Annotated in this window: 16 protein-coding genes; 11 read left to right on the plus strand and 5 right to left on the minus strand. The window is 36.5% G+C overall.

The genetic code is table 11. The features are described 5' to 3' along the window. Window positions 1-7 precede the first annotated feature (7 nt). On the plus strand, window positions 8-1309 hold the full coding sequence (locus IEV74_RS00640) for a DRTGG domain-containing protein (RefSeq protein ID WP_188453942.1): 1302 nt from the start codon (window positions 8-10) through the stop codon (window positions 1307-1309). A 75-nt stretch (window positions 1310-1384) separates the two neighbouring features. Here IEV74_RS00640 and IEV74_RS00645 read toward each other — a convergent pair whose 3' ends face one another. Continuing rightward, window positions 1385-1681 carry a YtpI family protein gene (locus tag IEV74_RS00645; RefSeq protein ID WP_188453419.1) on the minus strand — a complete coding sequence of 99 codons (297 nt, stop codon included), beginning with the start codon at window positions 1679-1681 and terminating at the stop codon, window positions 1385-1387. Between the two features lie 143 nt (window positions 1682-1824). On the opposite strand from IEV74_RS00645, the gene IEV74_RS00650 reads away from it, so the two are divergent. Further along, a complete protein-coding gene (locus IEV74_RS00650) occupies window positions 1825-2772 on the plus strand; it encodes a DHH family phosphoesterase (RefSeq protein ID WP_188453420.1) in 948 nt (315 codons plus the stop codon). Window positions 2773-2825: 53 nt separating this feature from the next. Here IEV74_RS00650 and IEV74_RS00655 read toward each other — a convergent pair whose 3' ends face one another. The 3 genes from IEV74_RS00655 to ytrH all read right to left on the minus strand — a co-directional run bounded on the left by IEV74_RS00655 (window position 2826) and on the right by ytrH (window position 3983). Then, entirely contained in the window at window positions 2826-3023 is a 198-nt protein-coding gene (locus IEV74_RS00655) for a YtzJ family protein (protein WP_188453421.1), read from the minus strand. Between the two features lie 130 nt (window positions 3024-3153). Further along, a complete protein-coding gene (gene ytrI / locus IEV74_RS00660) occupies window positions 3154-3654 on the minus strand; it encodes a sporulation membrane protein YtrI (RefSeq protein ID WP_188453422.1) in 501 nt (166 codons plus the stop codon). Next, entirely contained in the window at window positions 3654-3983 is a 330-nt protein-coding gene (ytrH, locus tag IEV74_RS00665; RefSeq protein ID WP_188453423.1) for a sporulation membrane protein YtrH, read from the minus strand. Before ytrH ends, ytrI begins: the two co-directional genes overlap by 1 nt. 86 nt (window positions 3984-4069) lie before the next feature. Here ytrH and dnaE point away from each other — a divergent pair, with 86 nt between their 5' ends. From dnaE to IEV74_RS00705, 8 genes are all read left to right on the plus strand, one after another. Further along, complete coding sequence (gene dnaE, locus IEV74_RS00670) at window positions 4070-7480, plus strand: DNA polymerase III subunit alpha (RefSeq protein WP_308418956.1); 3411 nt, start codon at window positions 4070-4072, stop codon at window positions 7478-7480. Between the two features lie 118 nt (window positions 7481-7598). Further along, complete coding sequence (gene ystJ, locus IEV74_RS00675; protein WP_308418957.1) at window positions 7599-8837, plus strand: NADP-dependent malic enzyme; 1239 nt, start codon at window positions 7599-7601, stop codon at window positions 8835-8837. A 23-nt stretch (window positions 8838-8860) separates the two neighbouring features. Further along, complete coding sequence (locus tag IEV74_RS00680; RefSeq protein ID WP_308418958.1) at window positions 8861-9472, plus strand: FadR/GntR family transcriptional regulator; 612 nt, start codon at window positions 8861-8863, stop codon at window positions 9470-9472. A 161-nt stretch (window positions 9473-9633) separates the two neighbouring features. Continuing rightward, window positions 9634-10488: an acetyl-CoA carboxylase, carboxyltransferase subunit beta gene (gene accD / locus IEV74_RS00685; protein WP_188453425.1), complete on the plus strand. Its 855-nt coding sequence runs from the start codon at window positions 9634-9636 to the stop codon at window positions 10486-10488. Then, window positions 10485-11441: an acetyl-CoA carboxylase carboxyl transferase subunit alpha gene (gene accA, locus IEV74_RS00690; protein WP_188453426.1), complete on the plus strand. Its 957-nt coding sequence runs from the start codon at window positions 10485-10487 to the stop codon at window positions 11439-11441. Before accD ends, accA begins: the two co-directional genes overlap by 4 nt. Before the next feature lie 333 nt (window positions 11442-11774). After that, window positions 11775-12734 (plus strand): 6-phosphofructokinase, encoded by a 960-nt coding sequence (gene pfkA / locus IEV74_RS00695; protein WP_188453427.1) that lies wholly within the window; start codon window positions 11775-11777, stop codon window positions 12732-12734. Between the two features lie 29 nt (window positions 12735-12763). Continuing rightward, window positions 12764-14524: a pyruvate kinase gene (gene pyk, locus IEV74_RS00700; protein ID WP_188453428.1), complete on the plus strand. Its 1761-nt coding sequence runs from the start codon at window positions 12764-12766 to the stop codon at window positions 14522-14524. A gap of 98 nt (window positions 14525-14622) precedes the next feature. Beyond that, on the plus strand, window positions 14623-15012 hold the full coding sequence (locus tag IEV74_RS00705; RefSeq protein ID WP_188453429.1) for an FxsA family protein: 390 nt from the start codon (window positions 14623-14625) through the stop codon (window positions 15010-15012). Window positions 15013-15015: 3 nt separating this feature from the next. Here IEV74_RS00705 and ytvI read toward each other — a convergent pair whose 3' ends face one another. Next, on the minus strand, window positions 15016-16122 hold the full coding sequence (ytvI, locus tag IEV74_RS00710) for a sporulation integral membrane protein YtvI (protein WP_188453430.1): 1107 nt from the start codon (window positions 16120-16122) through the stop codon (window positions 15016-15018). A gap of 315 nt (window positions 16123-16437) precedes the next feature. Here ytvI and citZ point away from each other — a divergent pair, with 315 nt between their 5' ends. Continuing rightward, window positions 16438-17556, plus strand: coding sequence for a citrate synthase (gene citZ, locus IEV74_RS00715; RefSeq protein ID WP_188453431.1), 1119 nt, complete (start codon window positions 16438-16440; stop codon window positions 17554-17556). Window positions 17557-17657: the final 101 nt, after the last annotated feature.

Raw genomic sequence — 17657 nt, forward strand, 5'->3', positions numbered from 1 at the left:
GATGAAAATGCCCACTAAGCATGAACAGATATTACAACATATTTCATCTTTGGGGATCGGAAATAAAATTTCAGTCAGACAAATTGCGAAAAATTTAAATGTTAGTGAAGGAACAGCATATCGTGCAATTAAAGAAGCAGAGAATCAGGGGTTAGTCAGTACTATAGAACGTGTCGGTACAATTCGTATTGAACGCAAGAAAAAAGAGAACTTTGAACGGTTAACGTTTGCTGAGGTAATAAATATAGTGGATGGACAGGTTCTGGGAGGACGTGCGGGATTACATAAGACGTTAAGTAAATTTGTAATTGGAGCGATGCAGCTGGATGCTATGATGCGATATACGGAAGCAGATTCCCTATTAATTGTCGGAAACCGAGTAAAAGCTCATGAACTAGCATTAAATGAAGGTGCTGCCGTACTGATTACAGGTGGATTTGATACTGATGAACATATAAAGCGATTAGCTGACGAAAAGCAATTGCCTATTATATCTACAAGTTATGATACATTTACAGTTGCAGCAATGATTAATCGGGCAATTTATGACCAATTAATAAAAAAAGAGATTGTGTTTGTTGATGACATAGCTACACCATACGATCAGTCTTTCTACTTATATGCTAAGGAACCTTTGGAGCGGTGGTATCAACTAAATGAATCTTCATTCCATACAAGGTTTCCAGTAGTCGATGAAAAGAATCGTGTGGTTGGAATGGTAACTTCTAGAGATATAATTGGAAAAGATCGGACAACGTTAATTGAAAGGGTTATGACTAAAAATCCTGTTGTAGTCCAAGCGAAAACATCGTTAGCCTATGTTGCACACATGATGGTTTGGGAAGGGATTGAGGTTGTTCCAGTTGTTGATCAGTCCTATACGCTGCAAGGTGTTGTGTCCAGGCAGGATGTGTTAAAAGCATTACAGCAAATGCAGCGGCAACCACAAATAGGTGATACGATTGATGATATCATTTCTGGAAATATAGAAGTGTTAGGGGACGATCAAAGCGCATTTCAGGTGGAGGTTACCCCGCAAATGACAAATCAATTGGGGACTTTGTCGAATGGGGTGTTTACTTCTTTAATGACGGAAGCGAGCAGCAGATTATTATTACAATTTAAAAAAGGTGACCTTGTTGTAGAGAATTTAACCGTCTATTTTATCAAGCCTGTACAAATTGAAAGTAAATTGATTATTAAACCAAAATTGCTGGAAGCTGGCAGAATTTATGCGAAAATAGATGTAGAAGTATACAACGAGCAAAAACTAGTTGGAAAAGGATTGTTAATGGCACAATTAATTTGATCGGTATAGAGATAGGAATAAGGATGTCTCCATTACATAAGGAGGCATGATCGCCTCCTTTAGACATCCTTCCAATTAAGAATCTGGATTCAGTCGTTTCCACTCGTTTCGATAGTGCCTTGTTTCTTTAAATCCAAGGTTCAGCTGCATGGCTCCCAAAATTAATAAAATAATACCGATGAAAAGGGAAAGTTTTGTTTCATAGAATATGTATTGGTTAATAGCAAAAAAGAAAACAAAGCTTCCCAGACAGATTCGTGATTTCGCGTTAAAATATGCTTGTGTTAATTTATCATTACTTCTTAAAATGGCAACCTTGTAGTACACCCACAAAACAAGTGAAATGGTAATAATAATAGGAAAAATGACCATCCAATCTACTCCTGTATTAAATTTGATTTATTATTTTATATACATCCTTTTAAAAGAATACTTATATATTGTAGCTTGTTTTAGACGATTTTACCAGTGGAAAAGACTATAGATTACGTTGCTGCAGGATTGGAGATTTAAATATGAACATTGAGAAAATAGTACAAACAATTAAGGATTATGACACGATTGTTATCCATCGGCATGTGCGTCCAGACCCTGATGCTTATGGTTCACAGGCAGGATTAAAAGAAATAATTAAAAAAAGCTTCCCGTTGAAGAATGTTTACATTGTTGGAGAAGAGGATCCATCATTAGAATTTTTAGTGCGAATGGATACGATTGATGATAGTGTTTATCATGGCGCTCTGGTGGTTGTATGTGATACAGCTAATGCAGCTCGTATTGATGATAATCGTTATAATAAAGGGGATAAACTAATAAAAATAGATCACCACCCAAATGTTGATGAATATGGAGACATCATGTGGGTAGATACGAATGCAAGCTCTGCAAGTGAAATGATTTATCAATTCTGCATAGATGCAAAAGAGGCTGGTTTCCGCATGAATGATGAGGCTGCAAGATTACTGTATGGTGGAATTGTCGGGGATACAGGCAGATTCTTGTTTCCAAGTACTACGAAGAAGACGCTTGCATATGCTGCTGAGCTTGTAACATACCATTTTGACCGCACAGAGCTGTACAATGGAATATACAGTATAAATGAAAATATTGCGAGACTGAGGGGATACATTCTGCAAAATTTTACGCTTACAGATTCCGGGATGAGTACGGTTCGTCTATCAAAAGAAATATTGAATGAATTCAATGTAAAACCGATTGAAACTGGTCAGTTAGTCGGGGTGCTTGGTGATATAAAGGGAATTAAGGCATGGGTGGTCTTTATTGAAGAAGATGATTTGATTCGAGTACGTTTGCGCTCAAAAGGTCCCATTGTCAATACTATCGCTGCAAAATATGATGGCGGTGGACATCCAATGGCATCGGGTGCATCGGTTTATACATGGGAAGAAACAGATAAAGTTGTATATGATCTTGATGAAGCATGCCGTAATTTTACCAATTAAAAAAATGCTGATTTCTTATTAAGAGATCAGCATTTTACGTAAAAAGAATATGTTCAGCTGCTTAGCTTTCCTTGAAGTGGAATAAACCAGCACCCTGCAGCAGTTTCATCACAATGTACATGTAAATTGTTCTTTTCTATATCTCTTTTTATTAATCGGATTAGCTCATCAGATTCAGCATAGGCAGTTTGACCAACCTTCAACTGGTTGATTTTTTCGTCTCTAATTCGTCTTTGATTCATGATCAACATACGAAATCCACTCCTTTCAATAGGAATATTATATGAAAGTTTAAGTAAAAGTTATCTTGTATATTAATATTTTATAAAATTAATTTCATTACTGCCACTTATTTTAGAAAATTTCATAAAATGTTCACGTTTAATTGGAAACTTCCCCCTTAACTTCTATTATTACCGTTTTCGTAATAATGGCAAGCTTAGTTACAGTAAAAGAATAAGTAAATTCATCAATAGAAATTTCTTTGTTTTCAATGGTGGATTCTAAAAGTTTGTCACTTTCTGAAACGATGGTGACATCTTGCCCAACAATATGATCGATTTCTTTTTTAATTAGTCCTTCTAGCTGTTGTTTCATTAATGTATCATTATCTAATTGTAATTCTTTATCGTTTACAATATCCACTTCAATCTTTTCCACAGTTATTGGTGTGTCCAAATCTTCCTTGGCTTTTAATAATGCATCATTATGATTTTTTAATTCCGTAACTTTATCTTGTAAATCAAGGATTTCCGCAAATAATTTTTCATACATCGAACCGTACATATACATAACGATACAATAGGCAATGACCGCTCCTATTAATGCTCCTACAAAAAAACGCTGCCAGCTTTCTTTTTTATGGTATGGCGGGATATGCATCAGGTCACATCCTCTTGAATAAACCAGCTAATCAGCAGAATTGCGGATTTAACTCCACCCATTGCTGATAAAATTATTAATAGCTGTTTGAAAATATCAATTGCTTGACCATCCAAGCCTTTTTCAAATTCTGCAATTGTATCGAATGTCCCGCCAATAGCAGCAACAATAGCCCATATCCTGAGACTCTTTGCAATTCTTCCCATAGCCGTTAATGGTGCGTCACCGGTTGCAAAAGAACCTATGCTTCCAATTATTGCTCCACCAATAATCACACCAAATGCAATGAAATAACAATGAATAAATTTAACAAAAAACTGTTCTTCCATAAACTACTCTCCCCTGCACGAGGTATACTCACTACATTGTATGATGGGAACGGACAAGATATGATGCATCAGATTGATTCTAATACATGCATACTATTACTAGATTAGCTATAATAAAGGATAGAGAAACAAAAGGACGGGATAGTATGTCGTTTACACACTTGCAGGTCAGAAGTGGCTATAGTTTGATGAATAGCACAATTACGTTAGATAAATTGGTGAAAAAAGCAGGCGATCTGCAATTTGATTCAATAGCTTTGACAGATGAGAATGTTTTGTATGGGGCAATTCCATTTTATAAAGCATGTACTGCTCAAGGGATAAAGCCTATTATCGGAATTACTGTTCAATTGAACATGGATTATAGCAGCAATGAAACGTGTGTTTTGCTAGCAAAGAATAATTTAGGGTATCAACAACTCGTAAAATTGAGCACGCATATCAACACGAATGAATTAGATGCATTAAAGTGGGAGGATCTCAGCAGGTATACATCAAATCTCATTGGTATTCTTCCTGCATATAATCAAACAATTACATCATTATTGCTGTCAGATGATTATAAAAATCTCATCGAATATTGTAATCAATGGAAAGAGATGTTTGCCGAAAACGATTTTTATATCGGCATCCAAGATCATGGTTTAGTTCATGATAGTAAAATTCAGACATCATTAAAGTCATTTCAGGAGCAATTTCAAATTCCGGTTGTCGCAATTAGTGATGTCCGTTACATAAATGAGAATGATGCTATGGCATTAGACTGTTTATCAGCTATAAAAGAAGGAAAGCGCTGGACATTAAATATGGAGGAACCATCAATAAAGCAGCGTTATTTACGTTCCGAGGATGAAATGAATAAGTTGTTTTGTAATTGGCCAGAGGTGATCACAGAAACACAGTCTATTAAAGATAAGTGTACGATAACATTTGATTTCAACGCACGAATGCTTCCATCTTATCCAGTACAAGATCAAATGGATGCACAAACATTTCTGGAAAAGATGTGCTGGAACAACTCCAGAGAAAAATACGGAGAAATAACAAAAGAAGTATCTGATCGCCTGATATATGAGCTGGAAATAATTAAATCCATGCAATTTAGCGATTATTTTTTAATTGTATGGGATTTTATTAAATATGCAAAAGATAATGGTATTTTAGTCGGACCTGGGAGGGGGTCCGCAGCGGGGTCACTGGTTGCATATGTTCTTGGAATTACTGAAGTTGATCCATTGAAATATGATTTATTATTTGAGCGTTTTCTAAATCCTGAACGAATTACAATGCCAGATATTGATATTGACTTTTCCGACCATCGAAGAGACGAAGTAATTGAATATGTACGAAATAAATATGGTCAGGAGCATGTTGCGCAAATTATTACATTTGGTACGTTTGCTGCAAGGTCATTACTTAGGGAATTAATAAAAACAATGGGAATTCCCAAGCCTGATGCTAATTTTATTCTAAAAGAAGTTCCGGTGCATGCACATAAGTCTATTGTTGAATATGTAAGAGAATCAACAGAACTGAAGGAATATATTAAGCAGTCAGATACTTTAAAATCCCTATTTTCCATTGCGTCCAAGCTAGAGGGATTGCCAAGGCATGTGTCAACACATGCAGCAGGTGTTGTTATTAGTGAAAAGTCTCTTGTTGAACACGTCCCATTAACAAATGGTGCGAATGAAACAAATCTTACCCAATTTTCAATGAACGATCTAGAGGCGATTGGATTGTTAAAAATCGACTTTTTGGGTCTGCGTAATTTAACATTGATTGAAAAAATTATCAAAACAATAGGATATACTACGGGCCAAAAGTTACAGTTGCATCATATTTCTGAAAACGATGCAGAAACGTACGAATTACTGCAAAAAGGTAAGACAAACGGTGTATTTCAGTTAGAATCCAAAGGAATGAAACAGGTATTAAACAGGTTAAAACCAACCTTACTTGAGGATATTGTTGCGGTTAATGCTTTATATAGACCAGGTCCAATGGAATATATCCCCACCTATATTGCCAGAAAGCATGGCCGGGAAAATATATCGTACCCGCATCCTGATTTAGCACCAATTTTAGAAAAAACATACGGTGTACTTGTCTATCAAGAACAGATCATGCAAATTGCAAATAAATTTGCGGGATTCTCTCTGGGAAAGGCAGATATATTACGTAGGGCAGTTAGTAAAAAACAACAGGAGATCATGGATGAACAAAGAGAAGCATTTATTCAAGGATGTATGAGGAACGGGTATAACAGACAGGTTGCTCGGGAAATCTTTCGTTGGATTGTAAAGTTTTCAAACTATGGGTTTAATCGAAGTCATGCGGTTGCATATAGTATGATTTCTTACCAGCTTGCTTACTTAAAAGCGCATTATCCGATATGTTTTTTTACAGAATTATTGAGTTCTGTTGTTAATCAGCAAGAAAAAGTTCAGCTTTATATAAAGGAAGCAAAAGAACTTCATATAACAGTACTCCCACCATCAATAAATAAAAGTTTCAGGAATTTTTCAGTTGAAAAGAATTCTATTAGAATGGGGCTCTTATCTATCAAAGGCATTGGGAATCAAGTTGTACAAGAGATTGTAAAGGTGAGGAAAGCTGGCCCATTTAAAAATTTGTTTGATTTTTGCCTGCGGGTTTCTTTAAAAGTGATTAATCGTCCAGTTTTGGAAAATCTAATTATGGCGGGTGTGTTTGATGACACGTTCATTAATAGAGCAAGTTTACTAGCTTCAATAGATCAAGCTATTGAGCAAGGAGAGCTGTTCCGTGAGTTTACTGATCAACAATCATTTTTTCAAGATAAACTTGACTTAGAAGCAAACTATGTAGATATTGCTGATTTTAGTTTAATGAAAAAGCTAGCTCATGAAAAAGAGCTGCTGGGCTTTTATGTTTCCAGCCATCCATTAAAAGCCTTTCGAAATTCGTTAACGCAAAATGGATATATAACGATGGTTGAGGCTCAGAAAAATGTTGGAAAACGGAATATAAAAAGTGCGGTTATAATTCAATCGATTAAAAAAATCCGCACAAAACGCGGGGATCCGATGGCGTTTGTGACAATAGGGGATGAAACGGATGATATGGAAGCAGTTATATTCCCTGAATTATTCCGAGACACACACCGTTTTTTAAATGAAGAGAGTATTGTTTTGGTTAAAGGTAAGATTGAGACAAGAAATAATGGAATTCAGTGGCTTTTATCAGACATTGCATTATTTGATGAAAAAGAATGGGAAGGGAACCAGACAAGGCGATTATTTATAAAGGTAACTGCTCAAAATAGCGAAAATGCTTTACGTCATATAAGGGCCATTGCAAACAGCTATCCAGGGAGCACATCAATTATTATGTATTATGAACAAACAAAGAAAACCTACCAATTATCAAGTGAATACTTAATTAAACCCAACCAAACATGTATACGCGATTTACAGAATTATTTTGGTGAAGAAAATGTCGTATTGGAAAATTAGTATTGTATGGATTGCTTTACACACACATGCCATCTGTTATAATTAAATAGTTAAGATAGGTGGTCTGACCACTTTGTGAAAGAAATTACACTATACTGCCCAAAGGAGCGAATAAACTGTGTCTAATTTAAGGGACGAAGCACTACATATGCATAAAGTGAATAAAGGGAAACTAACGACACAATCCAAGGTACCAGTACGTAATGCCAAAGATTTAAGTTTAGCGTACTCACCTGGTGTGGCAGAGCCTTGCAAAGAAATCTACGATCGCAAAGAAACCGTATATGATTATACAATGAAAGGCAATATGGTTGCTGTAGTTAGTGATGGATCTGCTGTATTGGGTCTTGGTAATATTGGCCCGGAGGCAGCTTTACCAGTTATGGAAGGCAAATCTGTTCTATTTAAAAGTTTTGCAGGGGTTGATTCATTTCCAATTTGTTTAGCAACGCATGATATAGATGAAATAGTTCAAACTGTCAAATTAATGGAGCCAACTTTTGGCGGTGTAAATTTGGAAGATATCGCTGCCCCAAATTGCTTTATTATTGAGGAAAGACTAAAAAAGGAAACCAACATCCCGATCTTTCACGATGATCAGCACGGTACAGCTATCGTAACAGTTGCCGGATTGATTAATGCATTAAAATTGGTTGGAAAATCATTCTCTGATATCAAAGTAGTAGCCAATGGTGCAGGTGCTGCAGGAATCGCGATCATTAAATTACTGTATAATTTTGGCGTTCGCGATATGATTATGTGTGATTCAAAAGGAGCTATTTTTGAAGGCAGATCATATGGAATGAATGATGTAAAAGACAAAGTAGCAAAAATGACGAACAAGGATAAAAAAGAAGGTAATTTAGAAGAAATGCTTGAAGGTGCAGACGTGTTTATTGGTGTCTCTGTTGGCGGGTTATTAAAACAAGATATGGTTAAACGAATGAATGAAGATCCCATCATTTTTGCAATGGCAAATCCTGATCCTGAAATTATGCCTGAAGATGCCAAGGATGCTGGTGCTAAAGTGATAGGAACCGGCAGATCAGATTTCCCTAACCAGGTTAATAATGTACTTGCATTTCCAGGAATCTTCCGAGGAGCATTAGATGTTCGAGCGACAAGGATTAATGAAAAAATGAAAATAGCTGCAGCTGAAGCAATTGCATCACTGATAAGTGACGAAGAGTTGAACGAAGATTACGTTATCCCAGCTCCATTTGATTCTCGGGTCGCTCCATTAGTAGCATCTAGTGTTGCGAAGGCAGCAATGGAATCCGGTGTGGCCAGAATTCAAGTTAACCCTGAGGATATTGCTGAAAAAACGAAAAGCCTAACACAAATAAAAGTGGATTAAGGAGTGAATTTAGGCTAGTGACGATGACGCCTAAACAAAAAGTATACCAGGAAGTTCTGCATGAAATCCGTAAATTCATCGAGAGTAACGATTTGGAGCCTGGCGATAAGCTCCCATCGGAACGGGAACTATCGGAAAAATTACAAGCTGGCAGGTCTTCTGTTCGAGAAGCGTTACGGGCAATTGAATTATTAGGGCTGATTGAAACGAGGCATGGGGAAGGAACATTTTTAAGTACTTATCGCCCCTATCAAACAGTTGACTTGCTGGCATCATTCATATTACAGGAAAATAAAACGAAGAATGACATTATGCTAGTCAAAGAGTTAATCGAAAAAGAAGCAGCTAAAATAGCCTTTTCCCGTATAACGGAACAAGAGATTAATACACTAAATAAATTAATTCAAGATCCTGCAATAAGGGATGAACAAAAGCATCGTACATTTTTCAATTGCATATTTGAAAAAACTGAAATTCTTTTACTGGCTAGAATATGGATGTTATTAGAAGAGTTTTCACATACAATACATGCAGATGAGTATCCTAGCGATTTTTATCTGAAGCTTCTATCACTTTATGAATCAAAAGAGTATGAACCTATAGAAACATTATTTAATTTTTATTCAAAAAAGTAATTCGAAATTGCAATTATTATAATTTTTTATCACGACGAATTATGACACCTTTTTTAATTCGTAATCGTTATAGTGTAATATAGTAAATTAAGTTTAAATAGAATATATTTTAGTAATTGTGCACATTATTTGGTGTTGGTTTTGAAAAAGGAGGAATCACCTTGCTTAAGTTCGGCAAGAAAAAGAAATATGCTTCCATTCCGAATGAACAATCTAAACTGGATGTTCCAGAAGGTTTAATGATGAAATGTAATGGATGTCATAAAATTTATTACCGTAAAGAAATGAAAAAAAATACCTATGTATGTCCAAATTGCGGATTTCATCACCAATTAAATGCCCATGAACGTATTGAGAGCCTCTTTGATGAAGGGACTTTTCAAGAGTGGGATGAGCAGCTTACCTCAAGCAATCCATTAGAATTTCCTGGATACGAAGAAAAAGTAGAAAAGGATCGTAAGAAAACGGGATTAAATGAAGGTGTAGTTACAGGTAAAGGGAAAATTGATGGTAAGGAAACAGCCTTTAGTGTAATGGATTCAAGCTTTAGAATGGGAAGCATGGGTTCAGCTATGGGGGAGAAAATTGCACGCGCAATCGTAAATGCCCAAAATGAATCATTACCTTTTATTATTTTTACAGCTTCTGGTGGTGCAAGGATGCAAGAAGGTGTATTAAGTTTAATGCAAATGACTAAAACGTCTGTCGCAATTAAACGTTTTAGTGATGCCGGCGGATTAATGATTTCAATCATGACACACCCAACTACTGGTGGTGTTTCAGCTAGCTTTGCTTCGTTAGGTGATTATAATTTTGCAGAACCAGGAGCATTGATTGGATTTGCAGGACGACGTATAATCGAACAAACTATACGAGAAAAGCTCCCAGAAGATTTCCAAACAGCAGAATTTTTATTAAAGCACGGTCAATTAGATCAAGTAGTTCATCGTCATGATTTAAAACAACTCTTAGGAACGTTGCTTGAAATGCATCAGAAGGGCGGGGATCAGGAGTGAAACAGGTCCTTGAGTTTGAAAAACCAATTGTAAATTTAAAAGAAAAAATAGCTGAGTTGAAAAATTTTACTAAAGATAGTGAAATAGACCTGACCGAAGAAATTAATACATTGGAAAAAAGATTAGAGTCATTAGAAAATGATATATACAGCAACCTGAAACCATGGGATCGTGTTCAAATGGCCAGGCACCAGCAGCGCCCCACTTCTATGGATTACATTGCAGAATTATTTACTAGTTTTATTGAGTTTCATGGAGACAGGCTATATGGTGACGACGAAGCGATTGTGTCAGGTATTGCGTACTATAAAGGAACCCCCGTTACAGTAATTGGTCATCAGCGTGGTAAGGATACAAAGGAAAACATTCGCAGAAATTTTGGTATGCCGCATCCGGAAGGATATCGTAAGGCATTGAGACACATGAAACAAGCCGAGAAATTTAACCGGCCAATTATTTGCTTTATTGATACAAAAGGCGCTTATCCAGGGAAAGCAGCTGAAGAACGAGGGCAAAGTGAGGCAATTGCGAGAAATTTAATGGAGATGGCAGGTCTTACGGTACCTATCATATGTATAGTTATTGGTGAAGGCGGAAGTGGTGGTGCATTGGCATTAGGTGTTGGAGACCATATCCATATGCTCGAGAACTCAACTTATTCAGTAATTTCTCCTGAAGGCGCTGCTGCATTGTTATGGAAGGATTCCAGTCTTGCGCAAAAAGCAGCAGAAACAATGAAAATTACATCATATGATTTAAAGGAATTAGGTGTGATTGACAGGATCATACCTGAGCCAAAAGGCGGCGCACACCAGGATGTTAAACAGCAGGCTGAAAATATGGACAAGGTCATACAAGATTCCTTAAATACTTTATCAGCTTATTCACATGATGAATTACTTGAAAAAAGATGGGAAAAGTATAAGCAAATAGGTGAGTATAAAGATAATTAATGTACGTACGTTTTTGCTTATGAAATTATATTATTGATTGCTTTGGAAAACTTAATAACCTATTCAGGTATGGTGCAGCATCAAGATACGTAAGTAATGGACATTTCCGCGAACATATGGGAATGTGCCCTTATTTATTGTTTAACCATAACATAGCAAGATAAGCAAACAGCGTTTTTGTTTATGAACGCCCATTCAGATAAGAGATTGACATTATTTTGTCAATCTCTTGATTAATTTTAGAGCTTGGTGCTATGTATAGTAATCAATTGCTATTTTTGCCAATAGGGATTATCTTTATATAGTAAGAATTGTTTAAAGAAGGTGTTGAAAATGAGGAAAATTGGTGTTCTCACAAGTGGCGGCGATGCACCCGGTATGAATGCAGCAATTAGGGCTGTAGTTAGAAAAGCAATTTATCATGAACTCGAAGTATATGGTATTAAAAATGGTTATCAAGGTCTTATAGAGGGTAATATAGAAAAATTGGAAATTGGCTCCGTGGGGGATATTATCCAACGTGGCGGCACAATGTTACGTTCCGCAAGATGTGAGGAATTTAAAACAGATGAAGGACAGCAAAAGGGTATTGAACAATTACAAAAGCACGAGATTGAAGGATTAATCGTAATTGGCGGAGATGGAAGTTTCCGTGGTGCACAAAAATTAACTGAAAAAGGGTATCCGTGTATAGGTGTTCCGGGTACGATAGATAATGATATTAATGGAACTGACTTTACTATCGGTTTTGATACAGCACTTAATACAATTATAGAAGCAATTGATAAAATCAGGGATACTGCAACGTCACATGAACGTACATATATCATTGAGGTAATGGGCCGGGATGCTGGGGATTTAGCTCTTTGGGCCGGGCTTGCTGATGGTGCGGAAAGTATTCTGATTCCAGAAAAACAAGATGATTTTGATGATGTTATTACTCGTCTTATACGAGGTCATGAACGTGGTAAGAAGCATAGTATTATTATTTTGGCAGAGGGAGTAGGAAGTGGTTTCTCGTATGGTCAACGAATTCAGGAAGCCACTAACCTAGAGACCCGCGTAACTGTATTAGGATACATCCAGCGCGGAGGCTCTCCGACAGCTTCTGATCGTGTACTGGCTAGTCGATTAGGAGCAAAAGCAGTGGACCTTCTTCTTGAAGGGAAAGCAGGTAGAATGGTAGGTATTCAAAAGAATAAACTGGTTGACCACAATATATTAGATATATTATCAAAACAACATACAATAAACGACGAAATGTATAAACTTTCAAAGGAATTGTCGATATAGTTTTGCAGAGTTGCAAGGAGGAAACAATTATGAGAAAAACAAAAATCGTATGTACGATTGGTCCAGCCTCTGAATCGGTTGAAAAACTTGAACAATTGATTGAGTCTGGAATGAATGTAGCTCGTTTGAATTTTTCCCATGGGGATTTTGACGAACACGGGCAACGTATTATAAATATTAAAGCAGCTGCAGAAAATACTGGAAAAACAGTTGCAATTCTTCTAGATACAAAAGGTCCTGAAATAAGAACTGGCTCATTCATAAATGGCGAGGCAGATTTAGTACAAGGAAATGACGTATACGTATCAATGAATGAGGTTGAAGGCACAGCAGAACGTTTTTCTATAACTTATCCGGGCCTTATCAATGATGTTCATGAAGGTTCTAAAATTTTATTGGATGATGGTCTGATTGAACTGGAAGTTTTAGAAATAGACCGCATCAATAGTGAACTTAAGACTAAGGCACTTAATTCTGGGAAAATAAAAAATAAAAAAGGTGTCAATGTCCCAAATGTTCAAGTTAAATTACCCGGAATTACGGAAAAAGATGCAGCTGATATAGAATTCGGTATTGGACAAGGGATTGATTTCATTGCAGCATCGTTTGTACGCAGGCCATCCGATGTATTAGAGATCAAAGAATTGCTCGAAAAAAATAATGCTACACATATTCAAATTATCCCTAAAATTGAAAATCAAGAGGGGGTCGACAATATAGATGATATCATTGAGGTAAGTGATGGTATTATGGTCGCTCGCGGTGATTTAGGGGTAGAAATACCGGCAGAAGATGTTCCGCTTGTACAGAAAGCTTTAATACAAAAATGTAATACAGCTGGCAAACCAGTTATAACGGCTACACAAATGCTTGATTCAATGCAGCGAAACCCGCGTCCCACAAGAGCAGAGGCATCCGATGTTGCAAATGCTATTTTTGATGGTACGGATGCTATTATGCTATCTGGAGAGACTGCTGCCGGCAGCTATCCCGTTGAATCAGTGCAAACAATGAGTAACATTGCACTAAAAGCAGAAACAGCATTAGATCATAAAATGATTTTAACGAATCGTTCCAGGTCAGTGGATATGACCATTACAGACGCAATAAGTCAATCGGTTACACATACAGCTATGAACCTATCTGTAAGCGCGATTATTACACCAACTGAAAGTGGTCATACGGCTCGAATGATTTCTAAGTATCGTCCAAAAGCTCCAATTGTTGCTGTAACATTTTCAGAACGGGTTAATCGTCAGTTATCCCTTATTTGGGGTGTTCATGCTGTAATGGGCGGAAAGGCGTTGTCTACTGATGAAATGTTAGATATAGCGGTTGATCGTGGGTTAAGTACTGGTTTATTTGAACGGGGCAGCAGGGTTATTATTACTGCAGGTGTTCCTGTTGGCGAAAGCGGAACAACAAACTTAATGAAAGTACACGTTATTGGTGACGTAATTGCAAAGGGCCAAGGTATCGGCCGACGAAGCGCATATGGCAAAGCTGTAGTTGCGAAAAATGCAAGAGAAGCAATTGACAAGCTTGAGGAGGAAGACATTCTTATAACATATGGAACTGATCGGGATATGATGCCAGCGATTGAAAAAGCGGGTGGTATCATAACGGAAGAAGGCGGTTTGACCTCACATGCTGCGGTAGTTGGTTTAAGTCTAGGAATTCCAGTAATTGTCGGGGTGAAAAATGTCCTGGATTTAATAAAAGATCAAGAAGATATTACAATGGATTCAGCAAAAGGCGACATATACAAGGGTCATGCAAGTGTACTTTAAAGCATACTTGTATAAATCCCTTTAACTTGCATGAGATTTATAAAAAATGAAGGGAAATAATCCCTTCATTTTTTATACAATGGAAAGGATGAATGGGTATGCGTTGGTTAATACTGGCACTTTTAATCGTTCCCGCACTGGAAATAGGCATTTTTGTCTGGGCAGGGGGCATTATCGGGCCATGGTGGGTAGTTGCTTTAATTATCTTAACTGGGGTTATTGGAGTTGCAATTGCTAAAAAACAAGGAATAGAAACTTGGAACAGGGCAAGACAATCAATGAGTTATGGCAGTGTGCCGGCATCCGAAATTGTTGATGGTATTTGCATTTTTATGGGTGCAATTTTTTTATTAACACCTGGATTTTTAACTGACTTCATTGGGTTTATACTAGTATTGCCATGGACCAGACAACCATTCAAATTGTTAATACTAAAGCTCATTAAGCAAATGATAGACAAGGGAACGTTTGTATATCGAAAATGGTAATGGTTATCCCTTAATATACAGAAATAGCTGCTTAAATAAACCTGACTGATATAATGCACTTAATACCACCACTATAATTGGTGCAGCAATAATTCCGATAACACCCCACAATTGCAACCCTAAGAATAGAACTATAAGAGCCAGAAGCGGATTGATTCCTATTGTGCTAGATAATATTTTTGGTTCAAGAATTTGGCGACCGATAATAATAATCATATACAATATTGATATTCCTATGGTTAATGCATAATTTCCTGAAATAAAAAGGTAGATAATCCATGGGACAAAAATAATGCCAGTTCCGATATATGGAAATAGATCCACAATAGCTGCGAAGAATGAAATTGTCAAAGCGTGATCAATCTGTAAAATTCGTAAACCTATAAATATTATAATTGCAGTGACTAATATAAGTATTAGTTGAGCTTTCAAGAAACCGAATAATGCCTTTTTAAGATGATTCCAAACATTTCTGCCAGAGTCATTGGCAATAGGAGGAATTATTTTTTTTATGGAATGCTGAAGCCTGTACCAATCCTTTGTTATAAAGAAGGTAGCCAGAGCAATTAGTGTCAATATCGTTATGGAACTGGGCAAGAGACCTAAAGCAGCAGGGACATTAAACAATAAATTTTGTAAAAGATCGGTACCAGCTGTGCCTAGCTGATTAATAATTTGTTCTATGTTTTCTTTAACCGTTTGCTGCCGGTCAGGATTTAATGTATGAAAAAGTGATAAAAGCTTCTGATAAAATGGCATAATACTTGAATTAATAAAGTTTTCCACATATGATACTAACGTATTAAAGAAGGCAGGTATTTTATTGGCAAGATAGGTTGTTCCCTGGACCAGCTCGCTGATAATTAATATAATTCCACCAACAATGATGATAAATAAACTAAATAGCATAATAATAGCTGCTAGTGCGCGTGGGAGCTTAACCTTTTCTTCAAGAAATGAAACAAAAGGGTTTAATAATAATGACAATAAAATAGCGAATAGAAAAGGATATAGGTAAACAATTGAAAGTTTGAGAAAAAGAATGATAGCAATTATTGCTAATAGAACGATAAATAACCTAACGATCTGCTGCAAAGATTGTTTGTGCAATTTATTCACCCCACTAAAGGCTTGTATTTATTTACATATGTTAGTTGAAGTGAAAATAGACTAAAATGGCCAATTTGATACAAACTAATAGATGCGAGAAAAGTGTTAAATGTTGTCTTTCACAGTGGAAATTGGCGCTAATTAGCTTTTTTCGGAAAAAATATTGCCGATTTTGGTCGCTTTCGATTCACTTTGGTTTCAGAATACTTTATAATTGTCCATGGGGATGACATTGTAATAAATTTATTAAAGGATGTTATCAAAAAATATTTCATTAATTACTTGAGCAAATTATAGAAAAGGAGAGGGTTTGTTATGACAACAACTAAAGGTCTTGAAGGGGTTGTAGCAACTCAATCGTCAATTAGTTCTATTATCGACGATCAACTTACATATGTTGGTTATAAAATTGATGATCTAGCGGAAAATTCAAGCTTTGAGGAAGTAATTTATTTATTATGGAATCAAAAGCTTCCTGCAAAAACAGAATTAGATGCATTTAAAGCAGAACTCGCTGAAAACATGAAACTTCCAGACGCAGTTATCGATCATTTACGTTCATATGATTTATCCACAGTCCATCCAATGGCTGCACTCAGAACTGCTGTATCTCTTTTAGGGTTATATGATGAGGAAGCAGACGTAATGGAGCCGGATGCTAATAAGCGGAAAGCAGTTCGTTTACAAGCCAAAATCGCTACAATTGTTACTGCGTTTGCACGTATTCGCAAAGGGAAAGACCCGGTCCAACCGAAGAAAGAATTGGGTTATGCTGCTAATTTCCTTTATATGCTTAATGGTAAAGAAGCAAAAGACATTGAGGTAGAAGCAATTAATAAAGCATTAGTGCTGCATGCAGATCATGAATTAAATGCTTCAACATTTACTGCACGCGTTTGTGTTGCTACATTGTCTGATATTTATTCAGGGGTAACTGCAGCAATTGGCGCTTTGAAAGGTCCATTGCACGGAGGGGCTAATGAACGTGTAATGAAAATGCTGACAGAGATTGGCGAAGAGGAAAATGCAATTCCATATATTAAAGAAAAACTTGAAAACAAAGAGAAAATTATGGGTATGGGGCATCGTGTTTATCGTAATGGAGATCCGCGCGCAAAACATTTAAAACGCATGTCAGAAGAGTTAACAAAAATCACAGGTCAGCCTAAATGGTTCAACATGTCAGTAAAAATTGAAGAATATATTAAGGAAAATAAAGGTCTTCCAGCGAATGTTGATTTCTATTCAGCATCTGTCTATCATAGTTTGGGAATTGATCATGATTTGTTTACACCAATTTTTGCAACAAGCCGTGTTTCTGGCTGGTTAGCACATATTTTAGAACAGTATGATAATAACCGATTAATTCGGCCGCGTGCAGAATATATTGGACCAAATACTCAGGATTATGCAGCAATTGAAAACCGCGGATAATGATTAGGAATGGCATTTAAGATAGAACTGGATGTATTTTTTATAGCCGGTGTATAACCGGCTATTATCACGTTTATTATTATGTTAAACTATAGTTGTAT

It is taken from the genome of Virgibacillus oceani (assembly GCF_014638995.1).
GTDB lineage: Bacteria > Bacillota > Bacilli > Bacillales > Amphibacillaceae > Virgibacillus_E > Virgibacillus_E oceani.